Annotated in this window: 17 protein-coding genes; 7 read left to right on the top strand and 10 right to left on the bottom strand. The window is 67.5% G+C overall.

All coding sequences use genetic code 11. From position 1 onward, the window contains the following. Window positions 1-9 precede the first annotated feature (9 nt). The 6 genes from KIH07_RS24150 to fliF form a co-directional block, all read right to left on the bottom strand. Entirely contained in the window at window positions 10-1,416 is a 1,407-nt protein-coding gene (locus KIH07_RS24150) for a flagellar hook-length control protein FliK (RefSeq protein ID WP_226494387.1), read from the bottom strand. Next, entirely contained in the window at window positions 1,413-1,886 is a 474-nt protein-coding gene (gene fliJ, locus KIH07_RS24145; protein WP_226494386.1) for a flagellar export protein FliJ, read from the bottom strand. Before fliJ ends, KIH07_RS24150 begins: the two co-directional genes overlap by 4 nt. A 16-nt stretch (window positions 1,887-1,902) precedes the next feature. Then, window positions 1,903-3,357, bottom strand: coding sequence for a flagellar protein export ATPase FliI (gene fliI, locus KIH07_RS24140; protein WP_413465792.1), 1,455 nt, complete (start codon window positions 3,355-3,357; stop codon window positions 1,903-1,905). A gap of 134 nt (window positions 3,358-3,491) precedes the next feature. Beyond that, the gene (locus KIH07_RS24135) at window positions 3,492-4,202 is read right to left on the bottom strand and encodes a flagellar assembly protein FliH (RefSeq protein ID WP_226494385.1); all 711 of its coding nucleotides are present in this window, start codon (window positions 4,200-4,202) and stop codon (window positions 3,492-3,494) included. Further along, on the bottom strand, window positions 4,186-5,181 hold the full coding sequence (gene fliG, locus KIH07_RS24130) for a flagellar motor switch protein FliG (RefSeq protein WP_226494384.1): 996 nt from the start codon (window positions 5,179-5,181) through the stop codon (window positions 4,186-4,188). The genes KIH07_RS24135 and fliG overlap by 17 nt, the downstream gene beginning before the upstream one ends. Before the next feature lie 134 nt (window positions 5,182-5,315). Beyond that, window positions 5,316-6,995, bottom strand: a complete 1,680-nt coding sequence (gene fliF / locus KIH07_RS24125) for a flagellar basal-body MS-ring/collar protein FliF (RefSeq protein ID WP_226494383.1) — start codon at window positions 6,993-6,995, stop codon at window positions 5,316-5,318. Window positions 6,996-7,175: 180 nt separating this feature from the next. Here fliF and fliE point away from each other — a divergent pair, with 180 nt between their 5' ends. After that, window positions 7,176-7,490 (top strand): flagellar hook-basal body complex protein FliE, encoded by a 315-nt coding sequence (gene fliE, locus KIH07_RS24120; protein WP_413465791.1) that lies wholly within the window; start codon window positions 7,176-7,178, stop codon window positions 7,488-7,490. Between the two features lie 288 nt (window positions 7,491-7,778). Here fliE and KIH07_RS24115 read toward each other — a convergent pair whose 3' ends face one another. From KIH07_RS24115 to KIH07_RS24100, 4 genes are all read right to left on the bottom strand, one after another. Beyond that, window positions 7,779-8,072 carry a flagellar protein FliT gene (locus KIH07_RS24115; RefSeq protein WP_226494382.1) on the bottom strand — a complete coding sequence of 98 codons (294 nt, stop codon included), beginning with the start codon at window positions 8,070-8,072 and terminating at the stop codon, window positions 7,779-7,781. Between the two features lie 2 nt (window positions 8,073-8,074). Further along, window positions 8,075-8,509, bottom strand: a complete 435-nt coding sequence (gene fliS / locus KIH07_RS24110) for a flagellar export chaperone FliS (RefSeq protein WP_226494381.1) — start codon at window positions 8,507-8,509, stop codon at window positions 8,075-8,077. A gap of 200 nt (window positions 8,510-8,709) precedes the next feature. Next, window positions 8,710-10,125: a flagellar filament capping protein FliD gene (fliD, locus tag KIH07_RS24105; RefSeq protein ID WP_226494380.1), complete on the bottom strand. Its 1,416-nt coding sequence runs from the start codon at window positions 10,123-10,125 to the stop codon at window positions 8,710-8,712. A 142-nt stretch (window positions 10,126-10,267) separates the two neighbouring features. Next, the gene (locus KIH07_RS24100) at window positions 10,268-11,092 is read right to left on the bottom strand and encodes a flagellin (RefSeq protein WP_226494379.1); all 825 of its coding nucleotides are present in this window, start codon (window positions 11,090-11,092) and stop codon (window positions 10,268-10,270) included. Between the two features lie 595 nt (window positions 11,093-11,687). Here KIH07_RS24100 and flhD point away from each other — a divergent pair. The 6 genes from flhD (at window position 11,688) to KIH07_RS24070 (ending at window position 16,107) form a co-directional block, all read left to right on the top strand. Further along, window positions 11,688-12,026 carry a flagellar transcriptional regulator FlhD gene (gene flhD, locus KIH07_RS24095; RefSeq protein WP_226494378.1) on the top strand — a complete coding sequence of 113 codons (339 nt, stop codon included), beginning with the start codon at window positions 11,688-11,690 and terminating at the stop codon, window positions 12,024-12,026. A gap of 133 nt (window positions 12,027-12,159) precedes the next feature. Further along, complete coding sequence (gene flhC / locus KIH07_RS24090) at window positions 12,160-12,696, top strand: flagellar transcriptional regulator FlhC (RefSeq protein WP_226494377.1); 537 nt, start codon at window positions 12,160-12,162, stop codon at window positions 12,694-12,696. A gap of 381 nt (window positions 12,697-13,077) precedes the next feature. Then, window positions 13,078-13,938 carry a flagellar motor stator protein MotA gene (gene motA, locus KIH07_RS24085; RefSeq protein WP_226494376.1) on the top strand — a complete coding sequence of 287 codons (861 nt, stop codon included), beginning with the start codon at window positions 13,078-13,080 and terminating at the stop codon, window positions 13,936-13,938. Between the two features lie 60 nt (window positions 13,939-13,998). Continuing rightward, window positions 13,999-15,036: a flagellar motor protein MotB gene (motB, locus tag KIH07_RS24080; RefSeq protein ID WP_226494375.1), complete on the top strand. Its 1,038-nt coding sequence runs from the start codon at window positions 13,999-14,001 to the stop codon at window positions 15,034-15,036. Window positions 15,037-15,085: 49 nt separating this feature from the next. Continuing rightward, window positions 15,086-15,472, top strand: a complete 387-nt coding sequence (cheY, locus tag KIH07_RS24075) for a chemotaxis response regulator CheY (RefSeq protein WP_226494374.1) — start codon at window positions 15,086-15,088, stop codon at window positions 15,470-15,472. 20 nt (window positions 15,473-15,492) lie between these two features. Next, window positions 15,493-16,107 carry a protein phosphatase CheZ gene (locus tag KIH07_RS24070; protein ID WP_226494373.1) on the top strand — a complete coding sequence of 205 codons (615 nt, stop codon included), beginning with the start codon at window positions 15,493-15,495 and terminating at the stop codon, window positions 16,105-16,107. Window positions 16,108-16,307 lie beyond the last annotated feature (200 nt).

The following is a 16,307-nucleotide window of genomic DNA, read 5'->3' as shown; positions in this document are numbered from 1 at the left end:
CTGATCGGTTCAGACAAAAAGGTCCAGCGGTTGGCTGCCGTCGGCGCGTGGACGCGGTGCCGTGGCCGCCGCCGGGGCGCTGTCCACACCGCCGGCTGCGCCACCGGCGCGCGCCGGGCGCACACCGGCTTCGGCGGGCCGCTGGCCACCGGGCCCACCCGATGCCTGGCCCTGGCCGCCGCCCACCGACACCCCGCCGAGCTGGATGCCGCCGCGCTGCAGCAGCTCGGCCAGCGACTCGCCCGCGTTCTGCGCCAGGCTGGCGCGGGCCTCGGCGCTGTCGGTGCGGAAGTCCACCTGCACCTCCTGGCCGGACATCGAAAGCTGGATGTCGATCGCGTCTTCGCCGCCTTCGCCCACGCGCAGGCTGGCGTGGCGCAGGTTCTGCGTGCCCCAGTGGCCGACGACCTCGGCCTCGGTGTCGGTCTCGCCGTTCAGCGCGGCTTCCTGGGCCGACTCCGCCCAGGCCTCGTCGGTGGCCAGCTCGGCCTCACCGCTCTCGGCCAGGGCGCCTGGCTGGGCGCCACCGCCACCGCTGGCGCCGGCATCGGCTTGTGCGCCGGCGCCGCTCGCCGCGCCGAGCGCGAAGGGGCCGGCGCCCGCGGCCGCGAGCGCCGGGGCTTCGGTGGTGCTGGTGCGGCCCATGCGGTCGTGCAGCGCCACGGTGCTGTGCATGGCCGTGAGCGAGGCCGTGGTCTGGCCCGGCCCGCCGTCGACGGACACCGCGACGCTGTGCTGCTGGTGGGCCGAAACGGTGGTGCTGGGCGCGGCCGCGGCGTGTTGTGCCATGGCCCCGGCGCTGCGCCATTGCAGGCTGCGCGTGGTGGGCACCTGGCCCAGGGCCGGCGCGGCCTTGCCCGGTGCCTGGGCCGGGTCGGCGGGGGCTGCCGGCTCCAGCGCGGTCGCAGCCTCGGCGCCGGGGTCGCCCGCTGTGCCACGGGTCAGCGCGGCCAGGGTCTGGGCGTCGGGTTCGGCCGGGGTGTCCAGCAGGGTCATGCCCTGCAGCGCCGGGTCGGCGGCGGGGGTGTCGGCGCTGGGGAGCGGCTTGCCCGCAGCACCGCCCATGGCCTGGGCCGTGAGGGCACCCGAGGGCGGGGTCGGGGCCAGGGCGCTGCCCGGGCCGGGCCAGGTCAGCAGGGCGGCCAGTGGGTTGGCGTTGGGGTCGGGCTGCGCGTCGCTCGCGGTGGCCGCGGTGGCCGCGGTGGTGTCGGTGCCGGTGGCTGCGTCGCTCAGTGCCTCGGCGCCTGGCTCGAACGTGGCGCTCAGCAGCGAGAGCAGGTTGGAAAACAGGTCGGCGCCGGTGGCCGTGCCCGAGGCCTCGCGCGCGGGCTTGCCGGCGCCGCTGCGCGTGGCGCCGGTTGCGTTGGCGCTGGCGTTTGTGCTGTGGCTTTGGGTGGCAGAGGGCGCTGCGCTCATGAACGAACTCCCTGGAGCTGGGCCTGGGCCAGGCTCTGGCGCAGGTGGATGGTGAGGGCCATTTCGTCGGTGTTCTTCTGGTCCAGGCGCTGCGCGCGGTGGTCGATGGCCTGCTGCTTGCGTTCGGCAAAACGGCGCAGGCCGGCCACATCGCGTTCGGCCGCGTGCAACTGCGACTGGCCGCGCTCGATCATCGCCTCACGGTCCTGCAGCACCCGGGCCTGGAAGTTCATGGCGTGGTCGATCTTCTGCATGAACTGGCGGTGGTGGTGCAGCAGGTTGGCGTCCACGCCCACGCTGCTGCGCGCCGACCAGCGCGCCATGGCCTCCTGCGCGTACGACTCCAGCTGCACCATCTGCTCGCGCGCCATCTGCAGTTCGCGCTGCAGCTGGGCCAGCGCGGCCAGCGCCTCGTCGCGGCGCTTCTCGGCCAGCTCCACCACCTTGTTCAGGGTCTTCATGTTGCTCATGTCGGTGCTCCTTCATCTATGTGGGTCGCGCCTGGCGGGCGTTCGGGTCGCGTGCCGGCTTGTCTTCCTGCAGCGCGCCCGCGAGCTGCTGCAGGCTGCCCGCGAGGCTGGCCGCTTCGTGCATGTCCTGCATCAGGAAGCGCTGCAGCGCGGGGTAGAGCACGATGGCGCGGTCGGTCTCCGGGTCGCTGCCAGCGGCGTAGGCGCCGAGCTGGATCAGGTCGCGGCTCTTCATGTAGCGCGAATACAGGCCGCGGAACTTGCGCGCCAGTTCCAGGTGCTGGGTGCTGGCCACGTTGTGCATCACGCGCGAGGCCGAGGCCTCCACGTCGATGGCCGGGTAGTGGCCCGACTCGGCCAGCGCGCGCGAGAGCACGATGTGGCCGTCCAGGATGGCGCGCGCCGCGTCGGCGATCGGGTCCTGCTGGTCGTCGCCCTCGCTGAGCACGGTGTAGAAGGCGGTGATCGAGCCCTTGCCATTCAGACCGTTGCCGCTGCGCTCCACCAGCTGCGGCAGCTTGGCGAAACACGAGGGCGGGTAGCCCTTGGTGGCCGGCGGCTCCCCGATGGCCAGCGCGATCTCGCGCTGCGCCATGGCGTAGCGGGTGAGCGAGTCCATCAGCAGCAGCACGTGCAGGCCGTCTTCGCGGAAGCGCTCGGCAATCGCGGTGGCGTAGGTGGCGCCCTGCATGCGCACCAGCGGTGGCGCGTCGGCCGGCGCGGCCACCACCACCGAGCGCTTGCGCCCTTCCACGCCCAGGATGTCCTCGATGAATTCCTTCACCTCGCGGCCGCGCTCGCCGATCAGGCCGACCACGATCACGTCGGCCTTGGTGTAGCGCGCCATCATGCCCAGCAGCACCGATTTGCCCACGCCGGAGCCGGCGAACAGGCCGATGCGCTGGCCACGGCCCACGGTGAGCAGGGCGTTGATCGCGCGCACGCCGGTGTCCAGCGGTGTGCGCACCGGGTCGCGGTCCATCGAATTCAGCGGCTGGCGGTCCAGCGGCTCGATGTCCACATGGTGGATCGGGCCCAGGCGGTCCAGCGGGTTGCCGTGCGAGTCCACCACGCGGCCGAGCAGGCCGCGGCCCAGCGGCAGTCGCAGGGTGCCGCGGTCGTCGGGCGACGGCGGCTTGTTGACCTGGCCCACACGCGGCACGGGCCGGTAGGGCGCCAGCGGCGTCACGCTCGCACCACTGGACAGGCCGTGCGTGTCGCCCGCCGGCATCAGGTAGGCGCGGTCGCTGGAGAAACCCACCACCTCGGCCAGCACCGGCTCTTTCTTGCCGTTGCCGATCAGGCACTGCGAGCCCACCGGCACCTTCAGGCCCACCGCTTCGAGCACCAGGCCGGCCAGGCGCGTGAGCGTGCCGCGCACCTCCAGCGGCGTGTGCACGCTGGCGTTTGTGCGCACGTCTTCCATGAAGTGCCCCCAGCGGTTTTCGGTACCGAACACACTGTCGTTCATATCAGTTGCTCCAACCTGCCGGCGCACGATGCGCAACGCATGAAACGGTCCAGCCCAGGGCACCGCCGGGCCGGCTCTGCCGGACGGCCAGTGCCGCCCCCTGGGGGGTAGCGCGAAGCGCTTCGGGGGGAGCGTCATACATCAGCGTTCTCCGGGTTCCAGGGGGTGTCCAGGCCGAGGTTGCCCACGGCGCGCAGCCAGCGTTTTTCGATCGTGGCGTCCACCGAGGTGCTGGGCGATTCGATCAGGCAGCCGCCGGCGCTGATGCTGGCGTCGGCGACGAATTCCGGGCGGGTGCCGGTCAGGGTTTCCTGCAGCGCGCCCTTCATGAGCGCGAGGTCGCCCGGGTTCATGCGCACGGTGGCGGGAAGACCGTCGTCCACCAGCTGGGCCAGTGCTTCGTGAATCACCGGGCGCAGGTGCTGGGTGTTGACCTGCAGCTCCTGGCGCACCACCTGGCGCGCCAGATCGCAGGCCAGCTCCAGGATGTGGCGCGAGATCTGTTCCTCGCTGCGGGTCAGGTGTTCTTTCGTGGTGTGCAGCAGCTGGGCCATGCGCACGGCGGTTTCTTCCGCCGTCTTGCGCACCGTGGCCTCCAGCGCGTCGCGCACCTCCTGGCCGCCCGCGTCGTGGCCGTGGGCGAAGCCTTCGGCGTAGGCCTGCTCGCGCGCGTCGTTCAGCGCCTGCTGGCCCAGGCCATCGGCGTTGTGGCCGTCGGTCTCGATCTGCGGCGCGCTGGCCTCGTCGCTGCCGTCCATGGAGCAGAACTTCCAGGCCGAGACCTCGTCGATCTCCTCGCGCGGGATGAAGCGCGAGCTCGGGCTGGACTTAGACGAAGCTGTCATCGCCGCCTCCACCAATCACGATCAGGCCTTCGTCCGACAGGCGCCGCACGATCTTGAGGATTTCCTTCTGCTGGTTCTCCACCTCGGAGAGCCGCACCGGGCCGCGCGATTCGAGGTCGTCGCGCAGGCCCTCGGCCGCGCGCGCGGACATGTTGGCCAGGATGTGCTCGCGCAGCTCGGTGGACGAACCCTTGAGCGCGATCACCAGCGAATCGGTGGACACCTCCTTGAGGGCCATCTGGATCGACTTGTTGTCCATCTTGAGCAGGTCCTCGAAGGTGAACATCTTGTCCATGATCCGCTGGGCCAGCTCGGCGTCGAGCGTGCGGATCGACTCGATCACCGCGGTCTCGATCTGGGTGCCCATCATGTTGATGATGTCGGCGGCGGTCTGGACCCCGCCGAGCGAGGTCTTGCGGATCTTGTCGCCACCGGCGAGCACCTTGTAGAGCACCTCGTTGAGGTCGTTGAGCGCGGTGGGCTGGATGCCTTCGAGCGTGGCGATGCGCAGCATCACCTCGTTGCGCTGGCGGTCCGGCAGCTGCTTGAGCACGCCCGCGGTGAGATCGCTCTCCAGGTGCACCAGGATCGCGGCCATGATCTGCGGGTGTTCGTTGCGCAGCAGCTCGGCGATGGACACCGGGTCCATCCACTTCAGGCTCTCGATGCCCGAGACGTCGCTGCCCTGCATGATGCGGTCGATCAGCAGCGAGGCCTTGTCGTCGCCCAGGGCGCGCTTGAGAACGGCCTTGACGTAGTTGTTGGTGTCCGACACCAGCAGGCTGTGCGAGGCGGCCTCGTCGGTGAACTTGCCGATCACCTGGTCCACGCGCTCGCGCGTGACCGAACGCATGTTGGCGATCGTCTCGCCCAGCTTCTGCACTTCCTTGGGACTGAGGTGCTTGAACACCTCGGCCGCCTCTTCCTCACCCAACGACATCAGAAAGATCGCGGCGTCCTGGGTACCCTGGTCTTCCATGATCGTGTTTCCTTAGCTGTGCGAACGCATGCGTGCCGGGGTCGAACCCAGGGCACCGCGGAACCGGCTTTGCCGGGCCGCAGGTGCCGCCCCTTTGAGGGGGTCGAGCGAAGCGAGGCGGGGGTGTTTCATGGTCATGCCGTGGCCTCGCCGTTGACCCAGGTCTTGACGATGTTGGCCACGGCGATCGGGTTTTCCAGCGCCAGCCGTTTGGCGTCGGCCAGGCGGGCGGCTTCGGTGGTCGGCGCGGCGACGGCCAGCGGCAGGCCGGGCCGCTCGGGGGCTTCGTTGAGCATCGCGTTGAACTGGGGCAGGGCACCGCCGGACTTGCTGGCGTTGGCGGGCGAGCGCATGAGCTTGATGCCCGGGCGCACCAGGCCCATCAGCACCAGCAGGCCCATGCCGACCATGCCCACCGGCCAGGCCATGGAGCGCGCGAGTTCCTGGTTGGCGGGCTGTTGCCACCAGGCGATGGGCACCTCTTCGACCGGCTTGGCCACGTTGAAGACCGCGTTGACCACGTTGACCGAGTCGCCGCGGTCCTTGTTGAAGCCGATGGTCTCGCGCACCAGCGCGGTCATCTGTTCGAGCTGCTCGGGCGGGATTGGGGTGGAGACTTCCTTGCCGTTCTTGTCGGTGGCGCTGCGGTGGTTGATCACCACGGCCGCGCTCAGGCGGCGCACGGTGCCGCTGGCCTCGCGCACCACCTTCACGGTCTTGTCCACCTCGTAGTTGATGACCGACTCGCGCCGCGAAGAGCCGGGCTTGTCGCCACCGTTGCCGGCCACGCCCAGCGCGGCGGCGGGGCCGTTGATGGGCGCGCTGCCGGTGGCGGGGGGCTGGTTGCTCACCGCGCCGGGCACGCCCGCGGCCTGGGCCGTGGCGGGGCTGCCGTCTTCCACCAGTTGCTGGCTGCGCACCGCGCCGGGCTCGCCACCCTGGTTGGGCTTGTGCAGCTCGCTGGTGGACTCCACCAACGAGAAGTCCATGTCGGCGTTGACCTGGGCCTTGACGTTGCCCTGGCCCACCAGCGGCTCGATCATGTCCAGGATGCGGCGCGTGTACATCTGCTCGATCTGCTGCGTGTACTGCAGCTTCTGCGTGTCCGCGCCCTGGGCCGCGCCTTCGCTGGAGGCCGAGAGCAGAGAGCCCGCGTCGTCCACCACGCTCACGGCCTTGGGGTTCATCTCGGGCACGCTGGAGGCCACCAGGTGCACGATGCCGGCGATCTGCGCCTTGTCCAGCGTGCGGCCCGGGTGCAGGGTGAGCAGCACCGAGGCGGAGGGTTTTTGCTGTTCGCGGAAGAAGCCGTTCTGGTTGGGCAGCGCGAGGTGGATGCGCGCGGCCTGCACCGACGAGAGCGACTGGATGGAACGCGTGAGCTCGCCTTCGAGCCCGCGCTGGAAGGTCAGGCGCTCCTGAAACTGCGTCATGCCAAATCGGTTGGTCTCCATCAGCTCGAAGCCGTTGACCGTGCCCTTGGGCAGGCCCTGCGAGGCCAGGCGCAGGCGCGTGTCGTGCACCTTGTCGGCCGGCACCATGATGGCGCCGCCGCCCTCGCTGTGCTTGTAGGGCACGTTCATCTGCGTGAGCTGGGCGACGATGGCGCCACCGTCCTTGTCGCCGAGGTTGGTGTAGAGCACGCGCCACTCGGGCTGCTGGCCCATGAAGAACAGGGCCAGCGCGATCGCCAGCAGCGCCAGCGCACCCAGACCCAGGCGGATCTTCTGGGTGTTGTCCATGCGCGCCAGCCCCGCGCCGAAAGCGCTGCGGCTCGCGGGTTGAAGGTCCAGTTCTGCGACGGTGTTGCTCATGGTCGGCTTTGGAGGTTCGGGTTTGTCGGGGGAAATCACCCCCGTTGCGACCGATTATTCGACCCCGCCGCCCGCGGCATAGCCGTGAAAAGGCCCCGGTTTGTGCCCCTATTCCCGCCGCGCCTGGGCAGCGGGCTCACTAGCATCGAAGCGTCACGTTTTATGTGGAAGGAATCCGCCATGGACCTGCGAATCAACCCCATGCCCAGCCAGGCACTCACCGGCGTGGGGCAGACCGGCATGAAGCGGCCCGCCGCCACCGGCGGTGTGGGCGGCGGCTTTGCCGACAACTTCAAGACCGCGCTGAAAGACGTGAGCGCGGCGCAGAACGAAGCCACTCGCCTGCAGACCGAAGTCCAGCTCGGCAACCCCAAGGTCAGCCTGGAAGAAACCATGCTGGCCATGCAGAAAGCCCAGATCGGCTTCCAGGCCACGCTGCATGTGCGCAACCGGATGGTGCAGGCTTATACCGACATCATGAATATGTCGGTTTGACCCCCCCGCCGCGCTGCGCGCGACCCCCCAGGGGGCAATGCGAGTGGCCCGGCAAAGCCGGTTCCGCCGCATTCTGGGTTGGGGCACTTTCTCCGGCCAAATCTCTTCTGTTCTCGTCTCTCCTGTCTTGTTCTGTCGCTGCACCGCCCGGCGCGAAGTGCCTTCACCCAGGATGCGGTGGAACCGGCTTTGCCGGGCCACTCGCATTGCCCCTTGAGGGGCGGAGCTGGCTACACGCAGTGAGCCAGCGATGGGGGTGGTCTTGGTCCTGCGGCGCGGCGCGGGGGGTCAATGCACTGGCTTTGCGTCCATCAACTGTTCCAGATCGCTGAGCCACGGTTCGGCCAGTACCCGGATCTGGGCGTCGGCTCGCAGGATGCGCTGCATGATGCGGCTCTTTTCCTTGCGTTCTTCCGGGGCCAGTTCGGTGTGGCGCGACTTGTGGCGCAGCTGGGCGATGAGCACCGCGCAGGTGCTTTCCAGGTGCACCACGGCGTCCCAGTCTTCGGCCTTGGCCGCTTCCAGCATCCGCACGCTGGCGTTTTCGATGGCGGTGTAGTAATCCAGCAAGCTGTGCTCCATGATCAGGCTCCACGGCCCACGACGGGCTGAAGGTAGGCGGGCCCCGGGCCCTTGATCTGTTTCCACGACTGTGCCAGCGGCTCGATGAGCTGGGTCACTTCTTCGAGGGCCTTGGGGTCGTTGCGCAGGTTGGCCTGGGTCAGGCGCAGCACGCTGTAGCCGTAGAGTTGCTGCAGGTTGGCGGCGAGATCGCCGCCTTGTTGCAGGTTCAGCCCCGCCTTGAGTCCTTCTTCGATGATGCGCACCGCCTTGCCCAGCGCGGCGCCCTTGGCCGCGGTGTCACCACGCGACATGGCGCCGCGCGCCGCGGCGATGGACTGGAGCAGCGCATCGAACAGCAGGCCCACCAGCTGGTGCGGGTCCGCGGCCTGCACGCTGGTTTCGGCGGCGATGCGTTTGTAGGCAGCGGCGGCGCGAGAGTTGACAGAGGTGAACATGGTGTCATTTCCTTGTGTCTGATGCCTTTTAGTATCGGCACCGGCGGCAGGGACTGTAGTTTCCATGGCGGGCTTTTGGGGCGGAAATGTCATGGTGTTCCCACGTTGTGCGTCGCTCGGTGCGCTTCAAACAAAACGGCCCGGCGCATCGCCTGGGGCGCGCTCGGGCCGTGCGGATCGGTCAACCTTTTCGACCCGGGTCAACTCTTGTTCCAGAGCGTGATCTGCTGCGAGACGAAGGCGCTCAGGCCGTTGAGCTTGCCCACCGCCGCGTCCATCGCGTTGTACTGCGCCAGGTAGCGCGCCTGGGCGCGCAGCGCGCGGTCGTTGACCTTGTCCTGCTCCAGGCCGTTGCGCTTGATCGAGGCCTGCAGGGCCGTGGTCTTGTTGCCCACCAGGCCCTCGGCATCGACCAGGCCCTCGGCAAAGGCCTGGATCTTGCGGCCGAAGCCCTCGGTGGTGCTTGCACCGGTTTCGATGGTGAACAGCGATTTGAGCCCGTCCATGTCGGCGAGCGCGGCGTCGAACTTCTCGCTGTCGATGCTCAGCTTGCCCCCGGTCTGGAGTTCGATGCCCACGTCCGCCAGGCGGGTGTACGGGCTGCTGGCGGTGATCGACCGCATCATGCTGCGCAGCGCGTTGTGCAGGCCGGTGGCGGTCGAGTCGCCCTGCAGGGCGCCGGCCACTTTGGTGGCCTCGTCGTAGCGGGTGGCGGTGGCCAGGGTGGTGTTGATGGTGTTGTAGGCGTCCACGAAGGCCTGCACATTGGCGCGCACGGCCTCGGTGTCGGAACTCACCTCGATCTCCACCGGCTCGGTGGTGACCTGGCTGAGCTGCAGCGTCATGCCGGGCAGGGTGTCACCCAGCCGGTTGCTGGCCGAGCTGATGGACACGCCGTTGATGGTGGCCAGGGCGTTCTGCGCGCTCTGTGATGAGGACATGCCGTTGGCGTTGCCCACGGCGAAGGCCAGGCGCGAGAGGCCGCTGGCGTCGGTGTCGTTGCCGTCGTCGTCGTCCACCGTGATGCGAAAGCCGTTTTCCAGGCCGGTCTCTTTCGAGCGCACCAGCAGGCGTTCGCCGCTGGCGTCCTTGAGCACGGTGGCGCTCACGCCCGCATCGGCGTCGTTGATCTTGGCCGCGATCTCGGCCAGCGAATCCTCACCGGCGTTGATCGTCACCGCCACCGGGGTGCCGGCGCCGGCGGTGAAGCTGCTGCCGCTCCAGCTGCCGAGTTCGATGGTCATGCTGCCCGTGCCCATGGCGGTGTCGGCGGCGACGGCGGTTGACGCGGTGGACTGCGCCTTGGCGAGCTGCTGCACCGCCATCGTGAGCGAGGTGGCGGGTGCGCCGGCGGCCACGGTCACGCCGATGGCGCTGGGGTTGGACGAGGTGGCGTTCACGGCGTTCCAGCCGCTGGCGCCGGCGAGCTTGCCAGCGGCGTCGCCCAGGGCCGTGATCTGCGACTTGATGTTGCCGTAGGTGGAGAGGCGGGTCTGGAACGAGGAGGCCTGCGTCTGCAACTGTTTGAGCGGCGCTTTTTCCAGCGCCACCAGTTGCGAGACGATGCTCTGGACGTCGAGCCCGCTGCCGATGCCGGGCGAAGAGATGGTGGCCATGGTGTGCCTTCCTCAGGATGGACGCACCGCACGCGAAGGCATGCGGTCTGTGCATCCCATGAATGGGAGCGCGGCGGGGCAGGGGGCTGCCGCCGCCGCTGGCCCGCACCACCCTCGGGTGGTGCGCAGCGTTCGGTGCCGATCAGCGCAGCAGGGACAGCACGCCCTGGGGCAACTGGTTCGCCTGGGCCACCATCGCGGTGCCGGCCTGTTGCAGGATCTGGCCGCGTGAGAGGTTCGAGGTTTCCACCGCGAAGTCGGCGTCCATGATCCGTCCGCGCGAAGCGGCCAGGTTCTCGGACGACACCTGCAGGTTGGAGATCACCGAGTCGAAGCGGTTCTGCACGGCGCCAAAGGTCGCGCGGGCCGTCGTGATCTCGTCGATGGCGTCGTCCAGGTTGTCCATGGCGGTCAGGGCGTTGGCGTCGGTGGTGATGTCGCCAGCGACAACGGCCGTGACGCCCGCGCCGGCCGACAGGTCGGTGGTGGCGATGTCGATCTGGTCTTCGGCCACGTTGTTGGCGCCGACCTGGAAGGTCAGGGTCGCCGCGGCGTTGAGCAGGTTGGTGCCGTTGAACTTCGTGCCATCGAGCACACGGGTCACTTCCAGGGCCAGTTGCTGGTACTCGGCGTCCAGGTTGGCGCGGTCGTCCGTGGAGTTCGAACCGTTGGCCGACTGCACGGCCAGCTCACGCATGCGCTGCAGCGAGTCGCCGATCTTGCCCAGCGCGCCTTCAGCGGTCTGCGACAGCGAGATGCCGTCGTTGGCGTTGCGGATCGCGACGTTCATGCCCTTGACCTGGGCGTTCATGCGCTCGGCGATGGCCAGACCGGCCGAGTCGTCCTTGGCGCTGTTGACGCGCAGACCCGAAGACAGGCGCTGCATGGAAGTGGCCAGCGAACCGCCCGAGGCGGACAGGTTGCGCTGGGCGTTGAGAGACATCACGTTGGTGTTGATGGTGCTCATGTTTAACTCCTAAAAATATGAAAAAGTAATCCGGCATCACTGCCAGTCCCAACGACAGCCATGTGGCTGGCCGCCATGACCGGAGCTTCCGTCGTGCCAAGCCGGTCAGGCCCTGTGGCCTCCGACCGTCTCGCCGCTTCCGCTTGCCGGACGACGAACCTTTTTAGAAGTTCGTTGAGTTCAATTTCGGTGGTCCGGGCCTATTCTTTAGCGCCCCGATGCAAAGATTTCCTTGGATAAGCGCGGGATGGGTGTGCCATTTCTCGCGTTATCGCCGTCGCGCGGTGCGCGCAGCGCCGTCAACCGGGGTACCTTTGGATTGGCATCGGCGCGTCGCGCCATCTCTTGATGGCACCCCGCTGGCGCAGCGCCCCCAGCCTCGCCACCCCTTTTTGCCGCACCCCTTGCCACGCCACGCCGCGTGTAACAACGGTGTAGGAAAAAACCTGACACGCCAAGGCGCTGTGCCTGACAGCCCAAACAGCCATTCGCCGATTCAAGAATTTTTTACGGTCGACACAATTGCTAACAACAGGTCAGCAGATGTAAGCACACCGCAGACACCGACGACCTGCTCTCATGCAAGGAGAACACCATGGACAGCGAACAACTCTTGAGCGAAATCCGCGAAGCCAATCTGACCTACCTGATGCTGGCGCAGAACCTGATCCGCAAGGATCGCGCCCAAGCGCTGTACCGCCTGGGCATCACGGAAGAGGCCGCCGATCTGCTGGGCATGCTCTCCACCGCCCAGTTGCTCAAGATCGCGTCGAGCAACATGCTGCTGTGCCGCTTCCGGGTGGACGACGATCTGGTGTGGAACCTGCTGACCAACCACAACGTGAAGAAGGTGGACAACACCACCACCACCCAGCTGCACGCTTCCATCCTGATGGCCGGGAAGTTCGCCGAGAGCATGGCCGCGGCGCACTGAATGTTCCCCCCGCGCCGCCTGCGGCGTCACCCCCCAGGGGGCGGCGCTGGAGGCCCGGCGGAGCCGGTTCCTCGGCGCCCTCGGTTGAAGGCACTTCTTTCTTCCCCCTTTGTCTCTCTCTGGAGTTCGCATCATGGGCACTGTCAAGAGCATCCTCAACGAGTCGCGTGACATCGAGCGCGCGGTGGCCCTGATCCAGCTGGGCGCGCGTCTGCAGGTGCTGGAGTACGAAACCGGTTTGTCATACGAGCGCCTGCTGCGCCTGTACAAGGAAGTGGCGGGCAAGTCGCCGTCCAAGGGCCAGTTGCCGTTTTCGACCGACTGGTTCCTGACCTGGCAGCCCAACATTCACGCCTCGCTGTTCCTCAATATCCACGAGTACCTGTCCAAGACCAGCGAGCTCGAAGAGATCGACACCGTGATCAAGGCCTTCCGCCTGTACAGCGAGCAGATGACGGCCAGCGCCATCGAGCCTCTGTTGTCCATTACTCGGGCCTGGCGCCTGGTGAAGTTCGTGGACAACGGCATGCTCACGCTGACCAAATGCTCCTGCTGCGGCGGCCACTTCGTCACCGAGCCGTACCAGAACCGCCATTTCGTGTGCGGCCTGTGCCAGCCGCCGGCACGGGCGGGCAAGGGAAATGCAAACGGAGGACTCCGTTTGCATTGAGGGGCCCCACCCCCGCGCCGCGCCTAGGGGCGCGTCACCCCCTCAAGGGGGCAACACCTGCGGCCTGGCGAAGCCAGTTCCGCGGTGTTCTGGGTCGGGGGACTGCGCTTCGGAGATGCTTGTCGCGTTCCAGATTGCCGATTGTTCAAAGTTTGAAAAGGACCCCCATCCGGGTCCTTTTCGCGTTCATGGGCTGGGTCGATCGCACCTAAAGTTGCCCGATGGAAAGTGCAGTTGTCGGCTTCCTCCAGTGTGTGCCGATCGCGGTGGTGTCGCGATCCAGGCCAGCGCGGAACCGGCTTTGCCGGGCCGCTGCTGGCGCCCCCTTGAGGGGGTGACGCCGAAGGCGGCGCAGGGGTGTTTTTTCTCAAGGTCTAGAACATGTTCGTCATCATCGGTTTCGTGATCTCGATGGTCTGCATCTTTGGCGTGTTCATCGGCCATGGGGGCAACATCGGCGTGGTGCTCGCGGCGTTGCCGTTCGAGCTGACCACCATCCTGGGCGCCTCGTTCGGTGCTTTCCTGATCAACAACCAGATGAAGGTGGTCAAGGCCTCGGCCAAGGGCCTGGCCAGCTGTTTCAAGGGCAGCCGCTACACCAAGGCGCGCTACATGGAGCTCATGGCGTTGCAGTTCGACATCCTGCAGAAGGCCCGCAAGGAAGGCCTGATGGCCATTGAGCAGGACGTGGAGACCCCCGCGCAATCGGCACTGTTCAAGAAGTACCCCACCATCTCCGCCGACCACCACGTGGTCGAGTTCATCACCGACTACCTGCGCATGATGGTTTCGGGCAACCTCAACGCGCACGAGATCGAGTCGCTCATGGACGCCGAGATCGAGACCCACCACCAGGAAGCCCACGCGCCCGTGGCCGCCATCGCGCGCCTGGCCGGCGGCCTACCGGCCTTCGGCATCGTGGCGGCCGTGCTGGGCGTGGTCAACACCATGGGCTCGGTGGGCCAGCCCCCGGCGGTGCTCGGCGCCATGATCGGCTCGGCCCTGGTGGGCACCTTTCTCGGCATCCTGCTGGCCTATGGCGTGTTCGAGCCCCTGGGCGGCCTGATGGACCAGAAGGTGGAAGAAAGCGGCAAGGAGTTCGAGTGCATCAAGACCACCCTGCTCGCCAGCATGCAGGGCTACGCGCCAGCCACGGCCATCGAGTTCGGCCGCAAGGTGCTGTTCTCCGACGTGCGGCCCAACTTCATCGAACTCGAAGCCCACGTGAAAGGCAAAAAGTGAACACGAGCCTCCCCCTGCGCCGCTTCGCGTCTTTCTCCCTGAAGGGAGGTCAAGATGGCCATGGACGGTAAAAAGCTGCAGCCCATCATCGTCAAGCGCATCAAGAAAAGTGCGCACGCTCCGCACGGGGGCGCGTGGAAGATCGCCTACGCCGACTTCGTCACCGCCATGATGGCGTTCTTCCTGCTCATGTGGCTGCTGGGTTCGACCTCGCGGGGCGAGCTCAACGGCATCGCCGACTACTTCAACAACCCGGTGAAGGTCACGCTCATGGGTGGCAACGGCACCGGCAACAGCGACAGCATCCTGCCCGGCGGCGGGCGCGATCTGAGCCAGACCTCCGGCCAGGTCGCCGGGGGCGAGGCCGAGCGTGCGGCCCGGCTCATGGGCGCGCAGATGGCGCGCGCCGAACTGGCCCGCAAAGAGGCCCAACGCATCGACGCGCTGGAGAAAAAGATCACCGAGGTGATTGCCCAGAACGCCTCGATCGCCGAGTACGGCTCGCAGATCCGGCTGGAGAAAACCGGCGACGGTCTGCAGATCCAGATCATGGACACCCAGAACCGGCCCATGTTCGACGTGGGCAGCGCGCTGGTCAAACCGCACATGCGCGAGATCCTGCGCGAGATCGGCGCGGCCATCGGCGACATGGACAACCGCATCGCGCTCTCGGGCCACACCGACGCCACGCCCTACGGCAGCGGCGAGCGCGGCTACAGCAACTGGGAGCTCTCGGCCGACCGCGCCAACGCCTCGCGCCGCGAGCTGGTGGCCGGCGGCATGGCCGACGACAAGCTGGTGCGGGTGGAGGGGCTGGCGTCGAGCCGCCTGTTCGACGAGGCCAACCCCACCGCCGCGGCCAACCGCCGCATCAGCATCATGGTGCTGACCAGCGAGGCCGAGCAGCGCCTGCTGCCCATGGCCGCGCCCACCACCGTGCCCCTGCCCACGCCCGAGCCGGTACCCGAGACAGCGCCTGGGGCGCTGCCCGTCACGGCGCCCGGGGCGCCGCCCCTGCCCTTGACCGGGCCGGAGGCCGCAGGTGGGCTTCAGATTTCTCCCGATACGCCGAAAACCCTTGCACAGGCCGGTGGTTGAAACGCCGCCGGTCCGCTCCCTTGTCCCTTTTCCTCCCACGGAGGCATCCATGTCCACCCCGATGAAGTTTCTGATCGTTGACGATTTCTCCACCATGCGCCGCATCGTGCGCAATCTGCTCAAGGAGATCGGGCACGCCGATGCCGACGAGGCCGAAGATGGCGTGATCGCACTCAACAAGCTGCGCGACGGCAACTTCAACTTCGTCGTCTCCGACATCAACATGCCCAACATGAACGGCTTCGAGCTGCTGACCAAGATCAAGCAGGACGACAAGCTCAAGCACCTGCCGGTGCTCATGGTGACGGCCGAGGCGCGCAAGGAAGACATCGTGATGGCCGCGCAGGGTGGCGCGGCCGGCTACATCGTCAAGCCCTTCACCAAGGCCACGCTGGAAGAAAAGCTCGCCAACATCTTCAAGAAACTCGGCCTGTAAGCCGCCGCCGGAGACATGCCATGACACACAGCGTTTCCAAAGAATCGTCCGGCAACCCGGAGATGTTCCAGCAGCTCGGCAACATCACGCGCCAGCTGCACGACGCGCTCAAGGAGCTGGGCTACACCGACAAGCTCAAGGGCACCGTCAACCAGTTGCCCGACGCGCAGAGCCGCCTGTCCTACATCGCGCGGCTGACCGGCGAGGCGGCGGAAAAGGTGCTCAACCACGTGGAGGCGGCCAAGATCGAGCAGACCCTGATCATCGAGCGCGGGCGCCAGCTCTCCGGCACCATCGCGGCGGTGCCCGGCCTGGCCAAGGCCATGCCGGAGCTGCTGCAGTGGTCCAAGGACGTGGTGGAGACCAGCGAAAAGAGCGACTCCCGCCTGACCGAGATCATGATGGCGCAGGATTTCCACGACCTCACCGGCCAGGTGATCGGTCGCGTGGTGCAGCTGGCCAGCACCATCGAAGAACAGCTGCTGGGCCTGCTGCTGCAGGCCGCGCCGTCCGGCCAGCCCGGGCATGACCAGGCCTACGAACTGGCCGGCCCGGTGGTGAACGCCGAAGGCCGCACCGACGTGGTGAACGACCAGGCACAGGTGGACGACCTGCTCGCGAGTTTGGGGTTCTGAGTCCCCCGCGCCGCGCCTGCGGCGCGTCACCCCCCAGGGGGCAACACCTGCGGCCCGGCAAAGCCGGTTCCGCGGTGTTCTGGGTTCGGGCATTTCGCTCCGGGGAAGGGAACACTGGCTTTTGACACGCGCGGCGCCATCTGATTCCGCGCTGCTGCTCCCGGAAAAGCGCCGTCAGAGGCCGCTTTATCGCGCTTTAG

It is taken from the genome of Hydrogenophaga taeniospiralis (genome assembly GCF_020510445.1).
Taxonomy (GTDB): Bacteria; Pseudomonadota; Gammaproteobacteria; order Burkholderiales; family Burkholderiaceae_C; genus Hydrogenophaga.
This window is presented reverse-complemented; position numbering and strand designations above follow the sequence as displayed.